17 protein-coding genes are annotated in these 14,160 nt (G+C 63.5%); 15 read left to right on the top strand and 2 right to left on the bottom strand.

The genetic code is table 11. From position 1 onward, the window contains the following. Window positions 1–3 precede the first annotated feature (3 nt). From DT068_RS11415 to DT068_RS11400, 4 genes are read left to right on the top strand one after another with little or no spacing between them, the layout of a single operon-like run. Window positions 4–1,188, top strand: a complete 1,185-nt coding sequence (locus tag DT068_RS11415) for an aminotransferase class V-fold PLP-dependent enzyme (protein ID WP_119389963.1) — start codon at window positions 4–6, stop codon at window positions 1,186–1,188. Next, complete coding sequence (locus tag DT068_RS11410) at window positions 1,155–1,424, top strand: type II toxin-antitoxin system Phd/YefM family antitoxin (protein ID WP_368904673.1); 270 nt, start codon at window positions 1,155–1,157, stop codon at window positions 1,422–1,424. Before DT068_RS11415 ends, DT068_RS11410 begins: the two co-directional genes overlap by 34 nt. 41 nt (window positions 1,425–1,465) lie before the next feature. Continuing rightward, a complete protein-coding gene (locus DT068_RS11405) occupies window positions 1,466–1,771 on the top strand; it encodes a type II toxin-antitoxin system RelE/ParE family toxin (protein ID WP_119389961.1) in 306 nt (101 codons plus the stop codon). Continuing rightward, a complete protein-coding gene (locus DT068_RS11400; RefSeq protein WP_119389960.1) occupies window positions 1,764–2,054 on the top strand; it encodes an addiction module antidote protein in 291 nt (96 codons plus the stop codon). Before DT068_RS11405 ends, DT068_RS11400 begins: the two co-directional genes overlap by 8 nt. 10 nt (window positions 2,055–2,064) lie before the next feature. Here DT068_RS11400 and tldD read toward each other — a convergent pair whose 3' ends face one another. Both tldD and DT068_RS11390 read right to left on the bottom strand, forming a co-directional pair. Next, window positions 2,065–3,477, bottom strand: a complete 1,413-nt coding sequence (gene tldD, locus DT068_RS11395) for a metalloprotease TldD (protein ID WP_119389959.1) — start codon at window positions 3,475–3,477, stop codon at window positions 2,065–2,067. A gap of 15 nt (window positions 3,478–3,492) precedes the next feature. Further along, window positions 3,493–4,137, bottom strand: a complete 645-nt coding sequence (locus DT068_RS11390; RefSeq protein WP_119389958.1) for an invasion associated locus B family protein — start codon at window positions 4,135–4,137, stop codon at window positions 3,493–3,495. Window positions 4,138–4,414: 277 nt separating this feature from the next. Between DT068_RS11390 and coxB the strand changes: the two genes are divergently transcribed. The 11 genes from coxB (at window position 4,415) to DT068_RS11340 (ending at window position 14,129) form a co-directional block, all read left to right on the top strand. Next, entirely contained in the window at window positions 4,415–5,302 is an 888-nt protein-coding gene (coxB, locus tag DT068_RS11385) for a cytochrome c oxidase subunit II (protein WP_119389957.1), read from the top strand. A gap of 43 nt (window positions 5,303–5,345) precedes the next feature. After that, complete coding sequence (ctaD, locus tag DT068_RS11380) at window positions 5,346–6,995, top strand: cytochrome c oxidase subunit I (protein ID WP_119389956.1); 1,650 nt, start codon at window positions 5,346–5,348, stop codon at window positions 6,993–6,995. Between the two features lie 52 nt (window positions 6,996–7,047). Next, entirely contained in the window at window positions 7,048–8,001 is a 954-nt protein-coding gene (locus tag DT068_RS11375) for a heme o synthase (RefSeq protein ID WP_119389955.1), read from the top strand. 8 nt (window positions 8,002–8,009) lie between these two features. Next, window positions 8,010–8,159, top strand: coding sequence for a cytochrome c oxidase system small membrane protein (locus DT068_RS27990; RefSeq protein WP_162914128.1), 150 nt, complete (start codon window positions 8,010–8,012; stop codon window positions 8,157–8,159). A 1-nt stretch (window position 8,160) separates the two neighbouring features. Beyond that, on the top strand, window positions 8,161–8,760 hold the full coding sequence (locus tag DT068_RS11370) for a cytochrome c oxidase assembly protein (protein ID WP_119389954.1): 600 nt from the start codon (window positions 8,161–8,163) through the stop codon (window positions 8,758–8,760). A gap of 20 nt (window positions 8,761–8,780) precedes the next feature. Further along, the gene (locus DT068_RS11365) at window positions 8,781–9,632 is read left to right on the top strand and encodes a cytochrome c oxidase subunit 3 (RefSeq protein WP_119389953.1); all 852 of its coding nucleotides are present in this window, start codon (window positions 8,781–8,783) and stop codon (window positions 9,630–9,632) included. 68 nt (window positions 9,633–9,700) lie between these two features. After that, window positions 9,701–10,075 (top strand): DUF983 domain-containing protein, encoded by a 375-nt coding sequence (locus tag DT068_RS11360; RefSeq protein ID WP_119389952.1) that lies wholly within the window; start codon window positions 9,701–9,703, stop codon window positions 10,073–10,075. Next, the gene (locus DT068_RS11355) at window positions 10,075–10,800 is read left to right on the top strand and encodes an SURF1 family protein (RefSeq protein ID WP_119389951.1); all 726 of its coding nucleotides are present in this window, start codon (window positions 10,075–10,077) and stop codon (window positions 10,798–10,800) included. Before DT068_RS11360 ends, DT068_RS11355 begins: the two co-directional genes overlap by 1 nt. A gap of 73 nt (window positions 10,801–10,873) precedes the next feature. Next, the gene (gene thrC / locus DT068_RS11350; RefSeq protein WP_119389950.1) at window positions 10,874–12,265 is read left to right on the top strand and encodes a threonine synthase; all 1,392 of its coding nucleotides are present in this window, start codon (window positions 10,874–10,876) and stop codon (window positions 12,263–12,265) included. Window positions 12,266–12,277: 12 nt separating this feature from the next. Next, window positions 12,278–13,537, top strand: a complete 1,260-nt coding sequence (locus DT068_RS11345; protein WP_119389949.1) for a M16 family metallopeptidase — start codon at window positions 12,278–12,280, stop codon at window positions 13,535–13,537. Between the two features lie 10 nt (window positions 13,538–13,547). After that, window positions 13,548–14,129, top strand: a complete 582-nt coding sequence (locus tag DT068_RS11340) for a GNAT family N-acetyltransferase (RefSeq protein WP_119389948.1) — start codon at window positions 13,548–13,550, stop codon at window positions 14,127–14,129. The last annotated feature ends 31 nt before the right edge of the window (window positions 14,130–14,160 follow it).

The raw sequence follows: 14,160 nt of genomic DNA, 5'->3' as shown, positions 1-14,160 counted from the left end.
GTTATGGATATTGAAAGGATCAGGGCCGACACGCCGGCGACGGCGAGGCGGGTCTATATGCACAATGCCGGGGCGGCGCTGATGCCGCGCCCGGTGGTCGATGTGCTCAAGACCCATATCGACCTCGAGGCCGAGATCGGCGGCTATGCCGCAGCGCGGCGGGAGGAGGAGCGCTGCGAGGCGGTCTATGATTCCGTGGCGCGCCTTCTCAATGCGTCGCGTGACGAGATTGCCCTGGTCGAGAATGCGACGGTCGCCTGGCAGATGGCGTTCTATTCGCTGCCCTTCGCGAAAGGCGACCGCATTCTCACCGCCGAAGCCGAATATGCCGCCAACTATATTGCCTTCCTCCATGTGGCGAAGCGCACCGGCGTGAGAATCGATGTGGTGCCGAGCGATGAGACCGGCGAGCTCGATATCGCGGCCCTCGAACGCATGATCGATGAGCGCGTCAAGCTCATCGCCGTCACCTGGGTGCCGACCAATGGCGGCCTCACCAATCCGGCGGCTGCCATCGGACGGATCGCCCGGGCGCATGGCATTCCCTATCTGCTCGATGCCTGCCAGGCGGTGGGCCAGATGCCTGTCGATGTGGAGGCGCTTGATTGCGACATGCTGTCGGCGACCGGCCGCAAATTCCTGCGCGGGCCGCGCGGCACCGGCTTTCTCTATGTAAGGCGGGGCTTTCTCGAGCGGATGGAGCCGCCGATGCTCGATCTCTATTCGGCTAGCTGGGTGGCGCGTGACCGCTACGAATTGCGGTCCGATGCGCGCCGTTTCGAGAACTGGGAGAACAACTATGCGGCGCGCCTCGGCATGGGCGCCGCGATAGATTATGCGCTGGCGATCGGCCTGCCGGCCATCGAAGCGCGCTGCCGCTTGCTGGCAGGGAGACTGCGGACGGGGCTCGCTTCCATACCAGGCGTCACGATACGTGACCTCGGTCGCACGCCGTCAGCGATCGTCAGCTTCACGATCGAGGGCATCGACGCCCGCAATGTGGTGAGCCAGGCGGAAGGGGCCGGCATCGTCATTGGCGCATCGAGCCCCTCCAGCACCCGCATCGACGCCGAGAACCGCCATTTGCCGGATTTGGTCCGCGCCTCGCCGCACTACTACAATACGGAAGATGAGGTCGATCGCTTGATTGAGATATGCGGCGGCATCGAAGGATCTGCAAGAAAATGAAGCCGATATCCTTTCACGGGTTACGCAGGAATTTGGCGGCGATCCTAGACGGCGTGACCAAAGATCGTCGGCCGGTAATCGTCACGTGCGAATCCGGCAAGCCATCTGTCGTGCTGTTGTCGCATGAAGATTTCGCATCATATGAAGAAAGCTGTTATCTCATGCGGAGCCCGCGCAATGCCGATCGGCTCTTGCGGGCCGTCGCAGAACTGCGAGCACACTGCCAGGTGCGTTGATAGGTCCCTTGACAATTGTAAGTTTTACCTTACAGTTATCCATGATCGAAATCAAGCAATCAGCCACGTTCAGGAAGTGGTTTTCCAAGCTTAGGGATAAGCGAGCACGAGCGCTGATTGCTATGCGCCTCCAAAGGTTGGAGGACGGGAATGCTGGAGACGTGGCGCCCGTCGGCGACGGTATCAGCGAGCTGCGAATTCATCACGGCCCCGGCTATCGTGTTTACTTTCAGAGGCGAGGGGTCGTTATCGTGTTGTTGCTCTGCGGAGGCGACAAAAGCACGCAAGACAAGGATATCCGCACGGCGAAGAGGCTCGCCGCCGATTGGAGTGATGACAATGGCTGAAAAGTTCTATGACTTTGACCCCGCCGACGCGCTTACGGACGATGAGACCATCGAAATCTATCTCACTGAGGCGTGGAAGACAGGCGACGCAAAATTTATAGCCACCGCCCTTGGAACCGTAGCGCGTGCCAAAGGCATGACCAAGATCGCCCGCGATACCGGCTTGGCTCGCGAGCATCTTTATACGGCTTTGAGCGAGAACGGGAATCCAACACTTGAGACGACCCTCGCCGTGTTGAAGGCGTTGGGCTTTCATCTGACGCCGATCAATGATGCAGCCTAAATGCTGCTGATCAGGCCGCGGTGCCGCCGACCGTGATGCGGTCGAGCCTGAGGCTGGGCTGGCCGACGCAGACGGGCACGCCCTGGCCTTGCTTGCCGCAGGTGCCGATGCCGGGGTCGAGCGCCATGTCGTTGCCGACCATCGAGATGCGCTTCAGCGCATCGGCGCCATTGCCGATGATGGTGGCGCCCTTGACCGGCATGGTGACCCTGCCGTCCTCGATCAGATAGGCCTCGGTGCAGGAGAACACGAATTTGCCGGACGTGATGTCGACCTGGCCGCCGCCGAAGGACTTGGCGAAGAGGCCGCGCTTCACCGAGCGCAGGATTTCGTCCGGATGCTTGTCGCCATTGAGCATATAGGTGTTGGTCATGCGCGGCATCGGGCTGTGGGCGAAGGACTGGCGCCGGCCGTTGCCGGTCGGCCTCATGCCCATGAGCCTCGCATTGAGGCGATCCTGCATATAGCCGACGAGAACGCCGTCCTCGATCAGCGTCGTCGCGGAAGAAGGCGTGCCTTCGTCATCGATGGCCAGCGATCCCCTGGCGCGCGCCACGGTCCCGTCATCGACGACGGTGATGCCGGGGGCGGCGATGCGCTCGCCCATCAGCCCGGCAAAGGCGCTCGTCTTCTTGCGGTTGAAATCCCCCTCGAGCCCGTGGCCGATGGCTTCATGCAGCAGGATGCCGGGCCAGCCCGGGCCCAGCACGACATCCATCTCGCCAGCGGGTGCGGGCTTCGCCTCGAGCCCGACAAGCGACTGGCGCACTGCCTCGCGGACCGCGTCCTGCCACTTCGTCTCGCTCACATAGTCGCCATAGAGCCCGCGTCCGCCGAAACCGAAGGACCCGCTGGCCCGCTCGGTGCCGTCGCTCGCCATGACGCTGACATGGAAGCGCACCAGGGGCCGGCTGTCGCGGTAGATTTCGCCGCCCGCCCGCAGGATCTCGATCTCCTGCCAGTCGCCGGACAGCGAGATGCTCACCTGGCGGATGCGCGGATCGGCCTTGCGGGCAAAGTCGTCGACCTGCCGCAGCAGCGCCACCTTGTCGGCGAAAGCGAAATGATCGGAAGGGTTCTGCGCCACATAGAGCTGGCGGTTGGTGCGTGCCGGGGCTTCGGTGATGCCGGCGCCAGCTGTCGAAATGATGGTGCGGCAGATATCCGCTGCCCGTTTCATCGCCGCAGCCGACAGCTCGGTCGAATGGGAGTAGCCCTGGGTCTCGCCGCTCACCGCGCGCAAGCCGAAGCCCTGCGCCTCATCGAAGCTTGCCGATTTGAGCCGTCCGTCGTCGAAAACGGCCTGCTCGCTCAGGCGCTGCTCGATGAAAAGCTCGCCGTCATCGGCGTCCTTGAGCGCCGAATCGAGGATGGAAGAAGCCTGCGCCCGGTCGACTCCTGCCTTGTCGAGCAGCGAGATCATCGGATCATATGCGGATCAGAGCTTGCCCAGCGCCGCGAAGGCGGCGGAGAAACCATTGAGCGAGATCTTGATCGGCATGCCGATGCCGGGCGCCTCGTAGATGATGAAATTGGCGGCCGTGCCTTTGCGGAACTTGTCGAGAGTCTGGTCGCCCGTTTCGCCGAAGGCGACGCAGACCTGCGGCGCGCAGCGCATGAAGGGAACGCGACCGATGGCGCCGCCATCGACCTCCATGGCGACCCCGGTCGGCAGATAGACGCCGATCGGCGCCAGGATGCGCATCATCGTGACATCCTTGCCGTTCTGCTTGGCGCGCGCGAAGAGCGTGGTGAGGCTGACCTTGGCGTTCTTCTCGCTGCGCGATGTCAGGACCATGACGCACTGCTTCTCGGTCTGGCCGTCGGCGCCGGGCTTGGGCTCCTGGCCGCACTGGATCTTCCAGTCGCCATGCGTGGCGACGACTTCCGCTGCCGGCTGCTGCGCCCGGGGACCCGCCTGGCCCGGCTGAGCCTTGCCTTGCCCCTGACCCTGCGTGTTGCGCGGGCCGAAATTATTCTTGGCAGGCGCCTGGTCTTGCTGGGCCAGCGCCGGCGCAGCTGCAAGGAGGGCGGCCACCGTCAGAACGGGCCAGCTCAGCAGATGTTTGGAGAAGGTTGGCACGGGGCTATCCTTGTTTTATCTCGATTCGCGGGGCGGCTCTTAGCGCTCTCAGGCTTGCAAGACAATCGTGAAAGCGGCGCCAGGTCGCGTTTGTTCGTAAAAAATGAGGCGGAATTCCGGTTGCGGTAAAGGCTTCCCCTGCAATGACGTTTTGCCGCGCCGGGTTAGGTTGCGGCGGCTTGGCGAATGTGGTTCACAATTGGTTCCAGAACATGGCAGGCTGGGCACTTCGCAGAACTTTTGTGCGGAGCAGCAAGGCATGAGGAAAGAGGCGGGAATGAGATTTGAGAAACTTTGGGCCGGCGCGGCAGTGGCGATGGCACTGGGCGCTGGCGCGGCCGGGGCGGCCGAGGCGGACGGCCATGCGGTGCCCTGGCAGATGGGCCTGCAGCCGGGCGTGACGCCGGTCGCTGAATATATCCACTGGTTCCACAACTACCTGCTGCTGCCGATCATCACGATCATCACGCTCTTCGTCCTTGGGCTCCTCATCTATGTGATGGTGAAGTTCAACGCCAAGGCCAACCCGGTTCCGTCCAAGACCACGCACAACACGCTGGTCGAGGTCCTGTGGACGGTGATCCCGATCATCATCCTGGTCGTCATCGCCATCCCGTCCTTCCGCCTGCTTTACCTGCAGCGCGACGTGCCCCAGGGCGACATGACCATCAAGGTCATCGGCAATCCGTCCTGGAACTGGACCTACGAGTATCCCGATCTCGGCACCAATGACGATGGCTCGGCGAAGGTTTCGTTCACCGCCTATCTCAAGCCCAAGGACAAGCTCGAGGCCAACGACACCTGGCTGCTGTCGACCGATGTTCCCGTCGTCGTGCCGGTCAACAAGGTGGTGCGCCTGCATGTGACGTCGGATCCGGAAGGCATCATCCATGCCTGGACCATCCCGGCCTTCGGCATGAAGATCGACGCCATTCCCGGCCGCCTCAACGAGGACTGGTTCCAGGCCACCAAGGAAGGCGTCTATTACGGCCAGTGCTCGGAGCTGTGCGGCAAGGACCACGCTTTCATGCCGATCGAGGTCCATGTCGTGTCGCAGGCCGATTTCGACGCCTGGGCCGAGAAGATCAAGACCGCCGGAGCCGACGAGGCGCGCAGCTTTTTGATGGCGCGGCTCAAGGCCCAAGGCCAGGTCGCGCAGAAATAAGGGGAACCCGGCGACGGGGACAGGATTTTAGAGGTTTACCAACATGGCACATGCCGCAACCGCTCATGACGATCACGGCCATCCCACCGGCTGGCGCCGTTACGTCTATTCGACGAACCACAAGGACATCGGCACGATGTATCTGTGGTTCGCGATCTTCGCCGGCATCATCGGCGGCATTCTTTCGATCATGATGCGCATCGAGCTCGCCGAGCCCGGCATCCAGATATTCCACGGGCTTGCCGCGATGGTCTATGGCGGCGAGGCCGATGCGTCGATCGACGCCGGCAAGCACATGTTCAACGTGTTCGTCACCGCGCACGGCCTGCTGATGATCTTCTTCATGGTCATGCCGGCGATGATCGGCGGCTATGGCAACTGGTTCGTGCCGCTGATGATCGGCGCGCCCGACATGGCCTTCCCGCGCATGAACAACATCTCCTTCTGGCTCCTGCCGCCGGCGCTCGGCCTGCTGCTCATCTCGATGTTCGTCGAAGGCCCGGCCGGCGCCCATGGCGTCGGCGGCGGCTGGACGATCTATCCGCCGCTATCGACGACCGGGCAGCCGGGACCCGCGATGGACTTCGCCATCCTGTCGATCCATATCGCAGGTGCCTCATCCATCCTGGGCGCCATCAACTTCATCACCACGATCTTCAACATGCGCGCCCCCGGCATGACACTGCACAAGATGCCGCTGTTCGTCTGGTCGATCCTGGTGACGGTGTTCCTGCTGCTGCTGTCGCTGCCGGTTCTCGCCGGCGCCATCACCATGCTGCTCACCGACCGCAATTTCGGCACCAGCTTCTTCGTGGCGTCGAAGGGCGGCGACCCGGTGCTGTTCCAGCACCTGTTCTGGTTCTTCGGCCATCCGGAAGTCTACATCCTCATTCTTCCGGGCTTCGGCATCGTCAGCCAGATCGTATCGACCTTCTCGCGGAAGCCCGTCTTCGGCTATCTCGGCATGGCCTATGCCATGGTGGCGATCGGCGTCGTCGGCTTCGTCGTGTGGGCGCATCACATGTACACGGTCGGCATGGACGCCGACACGCAGGCCTATTTCGTCGCCGCCACGATGATCATCGCGGTGCCGACCGGGGTCAAGATCTTCTCCTGGATCGCCACCATGTGGGGCGGCTCGATCGAGTTCCGCACCCCCATGCTGTGGGCGATCGGCTTCATCTTCCTGTTCACCGTCGGCGGCGTTACCGGCGTGGTCCTCGCCAATGCCGGCGCCGACCGCTCGCTGCACGACACCTATTACGTGGTGGCGCATTTCCACTACGTGCTGTCGCTGGGCGCGGTGTTTGCCATCTTCGGCGCCTGGTACTACTGGTTCCCGAAGATCACCGGCTACATGTATTCGGAAGCGATCGGCAAGGCGCATTTCTGGATCCAGTTCATCGGCGTGAACCTGATCTTCTTTCCGCAGCACTTCCTGGGCCTTGCCGGCATGCCGCGCCGCTACATCGACTATCCGGAAGTCTATGCCGGCTGGAACATGGTGTCCTCGATCGGCTCCTACATCTCGGCCTTCTCGGTGCTGATCTTCCTCTATGGCGTGTTCCAGGCCTTTGCGAGGAAGCAGAAGGCGGGTGACAACCCATGGGGTGCCGGCGCCACGACGCTCGAATGGACCTTGTCGTCGCCGCCGCCCTTCCACCAGTTCAACACGCTGCCGGTCATCCGGTAAGGCAAGGCGAGGCCGCCCAAATCTGGCGGCCTTGTCCGATTGAAGGACAGGAATGAGCGATACTCACGCCGATATCTCCGACACGGGCAGCGCCGTCGCTCTTGGTGGCCAGGGCACAGTGAAGGACTATTGGACCCTGCTCAAGCCCAGGGTGATGTCGCTCGTCATCTTCACGGCTCTCGCGGGCCTGGTCGCGGCGTCGGGCGATCTCCATCCCTGGCTGGCGCTGGTGGCGCTGCTCGCCATCGCGGTCGGCGCCGGTGCGTCGGGCGCGCTCAATATGTGGTATGACGCCGACATCGATGCGGTCATGGCGCGCACCGCCAACCGGCCGGTGCCGCGCGGCGCCATCCTGCCGGGCGAGGCGCTCGGCTTCGGCGTCGCTCTCGCCATAGGCTCGGTGCTGATCCTCGGTCTTCTCGTCAATCTCGTGGCTGCGGCACTGCTCGCCTTCACGATCTTCTTCTATGCCGTCATCTATACGATGTGGCTGAAGCGCTCGACGCCGCAGAACATCGTGATCGGCGGCGCCGCCGGCGCCTTTCCGCCGATGATCGGCTGGGCCGCGGCGACCGGTTCCGTGACGCTTGCCTCGATCGCGCTCTTCCTCATCATCTTCATGTGGACACCGCCGCATTTCTGGGCGCTGGCGCTGTTCCGCGAGGGCGACTATGCCCGCGCCGGCGTGCCGATGCTGCCCAATGTCGCCGGCCAGCAGGAAACGCGCCGGCAGATCCTGCTCTACAGCCTCATCCTGGTGCCCACCACTTTCCTGCCGTCGCTTCTCGGCACCACCGGGCTGCTCTACACCATCGTCACGGCGCTGCTCGGCGTCGCTTTCATCTGGCATGCCGTCGATGTCTACAGGCTGCGCGACGGCGATCCGGCGCGGCGCGCCTGCAAGCGTCTGTTCGGTTTCTCGATCCTCTATCTCTTCGTCATTTTTGCGCTCATCATCGCCGAGCGCATCGCCGGCGTCGCCCCCTTCGCGCCGGTCATAGGATGAGCCGCGCCATGAGCCAGAAGCCGTTTTCGCCCGAGGACATGAGCCGCCGCCGCAAGCGCTCGGTCGCGCTGGCGCTGGTGCTGGCCGGCCTCGTGGTGCTGTTTTTCGTGACCACCGTCGTGCGCCTGGGCGGCGACGTGGCCCTGCGGAACCTCTGACATGCAGCGCCGGCCGGTGACCCCCGATTCAGCCAAGAACCGCAAGGTGGCGATCCTGTCGGCGCTGCTCGTTGCCTCGATGGTCGGCCTCGCTTACGCATCGGTGCCGCTCTATCGCATCTTCTGCCAGGTCACGGGCTTCGGCGGCACCACCCAGCGCGCTGAAGCCGCGCCCGAGAAGACCGCCGAGCGCCACATGACGATCCGCTTCGATGCCAATACGGCGCCGAGCCTGCCCTGGATCTTCGAGCCGGTGCAGCGTTCGCTCGATGTGAAGGTCGGGGCGGAGAACTTCGCCTATTATCGCGCCACCAACACCTCCGATCACACCATAACCGGCAGCGCCGTGTTCAACGTGGCGCCCGACACAGCCGGCGCCTATTTCAACAAGATCGAATGCTTCTGCTTCACCGAGCAGACGCTGAAGCCGGGCCAGTCCGTCGAGATGCCGGTGTCCTTCTTCATCGACCCGGCGATCATGGACGATCACGGCATGGACAAGGTGCTGACCATCACGCTGTCCTACACCTTCTATCCCGTCGACAAGCCGGACAGCGTCTCGTCGAGCGGGAAGACATCAACCGAAACCAATCTGAACTGACCGACCGAGGAGCAGGGGACATGGCCGACGCACACGCAAAGAACCACGACTACCATCTGGTAGACCCGAGCCCATGGCCGGCGGTCGGCGCCGCCGCGGCCTTCATCATGGCCGTCGGCGCGGTGATGTGGATGCATGGATCGACATGGGCCGTCATGGTGGTCGGTCTCCTCGGTGTCCTCTACACCATGTTCATGTGGTGGCGCGATATCGTGAAGGAGAGCCACAAGGGCGATCACACCGATGTCGTCTCGCTGCATCTGCGCTACGGCATGCTTCTGTTCATCGCCTCCGAGGTCATGTTCTTCGTCGCCTGGTTCTGGGCCTTCTTCGATGCGAGCCTGTTCGCGGGTGACGTCATGCAGCCCTCGCGCGTCGATGCGACTTCGGGCGTCTGGCCGCCCAAAGGCATCGACGTCTTCGATCCCTGGCATCTGCCGCTCATCAATACGCTGATCCTGCTGACCTCGGGCACCACGGTCACCTGGGCGCATCACGCGCTGCTCAACAACGACCGCAAGGGGCTGAAATGGGGCCTGGCGCTGACCATCGGTCTCGGCCTCCTGTTCACCGCGGTCCAGGCCTATGAATATGCCCATGCCGCTTTCGCCTTCAATCGCGACAATGGCGGCAATATCTATGGCTCGACCTTCTTCATGGCGACCGGCTTCCATGGCTTCCATGTCATCATCGGCACCTTGTTCCTGATCGTCTGCCTGTTCCGCGCCCTGAAAGGCCACTTCCGTCCCGAGAAGCATTTCGGTTTCGAGGCAGCGGCCTGGTACTGGCATTTCGTCGACGTCGTCTGGCTGTTCCTGTTCGCCTGCATCTATGTGTGGGGCTCAGCCGGCGTCCAACTCGTCGAGCATTGATACGCGACCATACCCTCTCCCCCGCGGGGAGAGGGCAGGGTGAGAGGGAGCCGGCGGAAAGCCCAGACATGACCGAGCCCTATTATCCCAATCTTTCGCCGATCAAGACCGGCCTTTCCGGCAGATGCCCGCGCTGCGGCCGCGGCCGATTGTTCCAGGGCTATCTCAGCGTCGCGAAAAGCTGCAGCTCCTGCGGCCTGTCCTTCGATTTCGCCGATTCCGGTGACGGCGCGGCATGGTTCGTCATGCTCTTTGTCTGCATCTTCGGTGTGGGATCGATCCTCGGCATCGAGGTGGCCTATTCGCCGCCCTTTTGGGTTCATTTGCTGATCGCCATTCCGGTCATCGTTCTTCTTCCTTTGCTTCTTCTGCGTCCGGCGAAGGGCGTGCTGCTGTGCCAGCAGTGGAAGACGAAGGCGAGCGAAGGCCGGCTCAATCACTGATGAGCGGCAGGGTCTGGCAGATACTGCTCGCCGCCATCCTGGGCGTTGCCGTGCTTGTCGGCCTCGGCGTCTGGCAGTTGCAGCGATTGGCCTGGAAGGAAGCCTTGATCGCCGAGCGCGACCTGAGGGTTGCCGCGGCACCGGTGCCGCTCGATCAGGCGCTCAAGGAATTCGATGCCGACCATTCCGTTGAGTTCCTCAAGGTCGAGACTGACGGCATATTCCAGCACAAGGCCGAAGCCTTCATGCTGACCACGGAAGGGGGCGTGCCGGGCTTCGAGGTGGTGACGCCGCTCGCCAGCGCCGACGGCATTGTCGTCCTTGTCGATCGTGGCTTCGTTCCCGAGCCCCTGAAGGATCCGGCGAAGCGGCCCGACAGCCAGCCTCCGGGAGAGGTCCAGGTCAACGGCATCGTGCGCCGCCATGTCGGTGGCCGCGGTCCTTTCACGCCGGACAACGATCCGGACGGCAATATCTGGTACTGGTGGGACATTCCCGCGATGCTGGCCTATGCCGATGTGGCGCCCGATGCCCGGGTGGCCCCCTTCGTGCTCCATGTCCAGCCGGGCGCCGGGGCCAAGACTTTGCCGGCACCGGTGACCGTTGATTCATCTCTCACCAATAACCATCTGCAATATGCCCTGACCTGGTTTTCTCTCGCCGCCGTTCTGGTCGTCATGGCCGGTTTCCTGATCCGCCAGACGGTCCGCAAGGACGCGGCATGACCGGACCGGTCGTGATTCCCCTTCACCCTGAAGCACGCTAAGGTGCCCGCCCCCATATAAGGAATTCCCCGCTTTGCGTTATGTTTCCACCCGTGGCGAAGCCCCGGAGCTCGATTTCGAGGATGTGCTGCTGACCGGCCTCGCCCGCGACGGGGGTCTCTATGTTCCGGCGCAATGGCCGCGCTTTTCGACGGCGGAGCTGGTGGCCCTCAGCGGCAAGCCCTATGCCGATCTGGCCTTTGCGGTCATGGCGAAATTCACCGGCGAGGCGGTGCCGCATGACGATCTCAAGGCCATGATCTCCGACGCCTATGCAAGCTTCGGCCACAAGGCGGTGACGCCGCTCAAGCAGCTCGATGCCGATCAGTGGCTGCTCGAGCTCTTCCATGGACCGACGCTCGCCTTCAAGGACGTGGCGATGCAGTTCCTGGCCCGCGTGATGGACTGGGCGCTTGCCCGCCGCAGCCGGCGCGCGACGATCGTCGGCGCGACCTCGGGCGATACGGGCGGAGCCGCTATCGAGGCCTTCAAATCGAGCCGCAACACCTCGATCTTCATCCTGCATCCGCAGGGCAAGGTCAGCGAGGTGCAGCGCCGCCAGATGACGACGGTGCTCTCGCCGCAAGTGCACAATATCGCCTTGCGCGGGACCTTCGATGATTGCCAGGCGATCCTGAAGGTGCTGTTCAATGACCACGCCTTCCGCGACGAGGTGGCGCTTGCCGGGGTCAATTCGATCAACTGGGCGCGCATCATGGCGCAGATCGTCTACTATTTGGCTGCCGCCCTGGCGCTCGCTTCCGCCGGCCGCCCCGCCAATTTTACCGTCCCCACTGGCAATTTCGGCGATATCTTTGCAGGCCTGGTGGCGAAGCGGCTGGGCGCCCCGATCGGCCGGCTCGTCATCGCGACCAATGAGAACGACATTCTCGACCGCACGCTGAAGACCGGCCGCTATGAGGTCAGGGGCGTCAAGCCGAGCTCCTCGCCCTCCATGGACATCCAGGTGTCGAGCAATTTCGAGCGTCTGCTGTTCGAGGCCTATGGCCGCGATGCGGGCGCCGTGCGCGGCCTGATGGCGGGTCTCTCCCAGTCGGGTGCCTTTACCATCGAGGCAGGCCCGCTGGCGGCGATCCGGTCGGAATTCACCTCGGGCACTTCCGACATGGCGGAAACCGCAGGCGTGATCGCCCGTACCCTCGCCGAGACGGGCGAATTGCTCGATCCCCACACAGCCGTCGGCTACAAGGTGGCGCGTCAGGAAAGGGGCTATTCCGGCCCCATGATCACCCTGGCGACGGCCCATCCCGCCAAATTTCCGGACGCGGTCGCCGAGGCGGCCAATGTAAGACCGGGCTTGCCGCCGCGCCTTGCACCCCTCATGATGGCCGAGGAGAGGGTGAGTGTCCTGGACAACGACGCCGAGGCGGTCAAGGCCTTCATCCGCGAACGGGTCAAGGGTTGAGTTAGTCACGACATGAGCGTTGAAATCTCGCGTCTGGATAACGGGCTTCATGTCGTCACCCACAGCATGCCGCATCTCGAGACGGTGGCGCTCGGCATATGGGTGAAGGCGGGTTCCCGCGATGAATTGCCGGAAGAGAACGGCATTGCGCATTTCCTCGAGCACATGGCCTTCAAGGGCACCAGGCGGCGCACCGCCCAGGCCATAGCCGAGGAGATCGAATCCGCCGGCGGCGAGATCAACGCCTCGACCGGCATGGAGACCACCACCTATTACGCCCGCGTCCTCAAGAACGACTGGCCGCAGGCGCTCGACATTCTGGCCGACATCCTGACGGAATCGGTCTTCGACGCCGACGAGCTAGAGCGCGAGCGCCATGTCATCCTGCAGGAGATCGCCGCTGCCGGCGACACGCCGGACGATCTGGTCTTCGATCTGGCCCAAAGTGCTGCCTTCGGCACGCATCCGCTCGGCCGGCCCATCCTCGGCATCCATGATCTCATTGCCAAAGTATCGCGCGACGAGATCCTCGCCTGGCGCAACCGCAATTACTGGGCGTCGCGCATGGTGGTGGCGGCGGCCGGCAATATCGAGCATCAGGCCTTGCGCCGGGAAGCCGAGAAGCTCTTAGGGAATCTGAGCTCCGGCACCCCGCCCGGCCGCAACCGCCCCGATTTCGTCTCGCATACCGAGCTTGCCCAGAAGCCGCTCGACCAGACCCACATGGTGCTGTCCTTTGCAGCACCCGGCTATCGCAATCCCGAGATCTACCGGCTGCAGGTCCTGTCGAGCCTTCTGGGCGGCGGCATGTCCTCGCGCCTGTTCCAGGAAGTGCGTGAGAAGCGCGGCCTTTGCTACAGCGTCTTCTCCTTTGCCTCGGCTTACGAGGATGCCGGACAGTTCGGCGTCTATGCCGCGACATCGCCCGATGACACGCCGGAGCTGGTCGATGTGACGGCCGATGTCATGCTTTCGACGGCGAGCAGCGTCACCGAGATCGAGGTGGCGCGCGCCAAGGCGCAGCTCAAGGCGAGCTTGGTGATGAGCCTTGAAAGCGCCGCTGGCCGGGCCGACCAGATCGCCCGCCAGTTCCTGGCTTTTGGCGAGGTGCCGGCCATGGAGACCCTGGTCGCCAAGATCGATGCGGTAACCGCCGATCATGTCGCCGGCCTGGCGGCGTCCCTGTTCAGGGGGCAGTCCCCGGCCTTGAGCGCCGTCGGCCAGCTTTCGACGCTCACGCCCTACGCCAAGATCAAAGCCCAATTCACCTGAGAGGGCGTCCATGGTTTTCCTGCGCAGCCCCTTCGCCCGCGATCTGCCGCCCCTCCTGTCCCACGGAGCGGTCGAGCTGCGCGTGCCTGAGATGGCCGATTATGAGGGCTGGGCGGCGCTGCGCCTCGAAAGCCGGGCCTTTCTCACCCCCTGGGAGCCGGCCTGGCCGCAGGACGATCTGACCCGCACCGCCTTCCGCGCCCGGGTGAAGCGCTATATCCGAGACATCGAGAGCGACAGCGCCTATCCCTTCTTCGTCTATCATGCGGCCGATGACGTGCTGATGGGCGCCATCACGCTGTCGAATATCCGCCGCGGCGTCGCCCAGGCGGGTTCGGTCGGCTACTGGATCGGCAGTCCCTTCGTGCGCCAGGGCCACATGACCGCGGCGCTGACCGCCCTGCTTCCCTTCGCTTTCGGCCATTTGCACCTGCACCGGCTCGAAGCGGCCTGCATTCCCGTCAATCAGGCGTCGATCAGACTACTGACGAAATGCGGGTTCCGCCAGGAAGGGCTGGCGCGGCGCTATCTCAAGATCAACGGGCGCTGGGAGGATCACCTGCTTTTTGGCCGTCTTGCCGACGATAGATAAAACGCGCCAAACTTGTCATATTGGGCGGTCG

Origin of the sequence: Taklimakanibacter lacteus (assembly GCA_003576695.1) — a bacterium.
GTDB lineage: Bacteria > Pseudomonadota > Alphaproteobacteria > Rhizobiales > Aestuariivirgaceae > Taklimakanibacter > Taklimakanibacter lacteus.
This window is presented reverse-complemented; position numbering and strand designations above follow the sequence as displayed.

Bases quoted from the DNA above. Each gene is read 5' to 3' on its own strand.
- DT068_RS11415 (WP_119389963.1), top strand. From the start codon at position 4: ATGGATATTGAAAGGATCAGGGCCGACACGCCGGCGACGGCGAGGCGG.
- DT068_RS11400 (WP_119389960.1), top strand. From the start codon at position 1,764: ATGGCTGAAAAGTTCTATGACTTTGACCCCGCCGACGCGCTTACGGAC.
- coxB (WP_119389957.1), top strand. From the start codon at position 4,415: ATGAGATTTGAGAAACTTTGGGCCGGCGCGGCAGTGGCGATGGCACTG.
- DT068_RS11340 (WP_119389948.1), top strand. From the start codon at position 13,548: ATGGTTTTCCTGCGCAGCCCCTTCGCCCGCGATCTGCCGCCCCTCCTG.
- DT068_RS11355 (WP_119389951.1), top strand. From the start codon at position 10,075: ATGAGCGGCAGGGTCTGGCAGATACTGCTCGCCGCCATCCTGGGCGTT.
- DT068_RS11345 (WP_119389949.1), top strand. From the start codon at position 12,278: ATGAGCGTTGAAATCTCGCGTCTGGATAACGGGCTTCATGTCGTCACC.
- ctaD (WP_119389956.1), top strand. From the start codon at position 5,346: ATGGCACATGCCGCAACCGCTCATGACGATCACGGCCATCCCACCGGC.
- DT068_RS27990 (WP_162914128.1), top strand. From the start codon at position 8,010: ATGAGCCAGAAGCCGTTTTCGCCCGAGGACATGAGCCGCCGCCGCAAG.
- DT068_RS11370 (WP_119389954.1), top strand. From the start codon at position 8,161: ATGCAGCGCCGGCCGGTGACCCCCGATTCAGCCAAGAACCGCAAGGTG.
- DT068_RS11410 (WP_368904673.1), top strand. From the start codon at position 1,155: ATGCGGCGGCATCGAAGGATCTGCAAGAAAATGAAGCCGATATCCTTT.
- DT068_RS11365 (WP_119389953.1), top strand. From the start codon at position 8,781: ATGGCCGACGCACACGCAAAGAACCACGACTACCATCTGGTAGACCCG.
- DT068_RS11405 (WP_119389961.1), top strand. From the start codon at position 1,466: ATGATCGAAATCAAGCAATCAGCCACGTTCAGGAAGTGGTTTTCCAAG.
- DT068_RS11360 (WP_119389952.1), top strand. From the start codon at position 9,701: ATGACCGAGCCCTATTATCCCAATCTTTCGCCGATCAAGACCGGCCTT.
- DT068_RS11375 (WP_119389955.1), top strand. From the start codon at position 7,048: ATGAGCGATACTCACGCCGATATCTCCGACACGGGCAGCGCCGTCGCT.
- tldD (WP_119389959.1), bottom strand. From the start codon at position 3,477: ATGATCTCGCTGCTCGACAAGGCAGGAGTCGACCGGGCGCAGGCTTCT.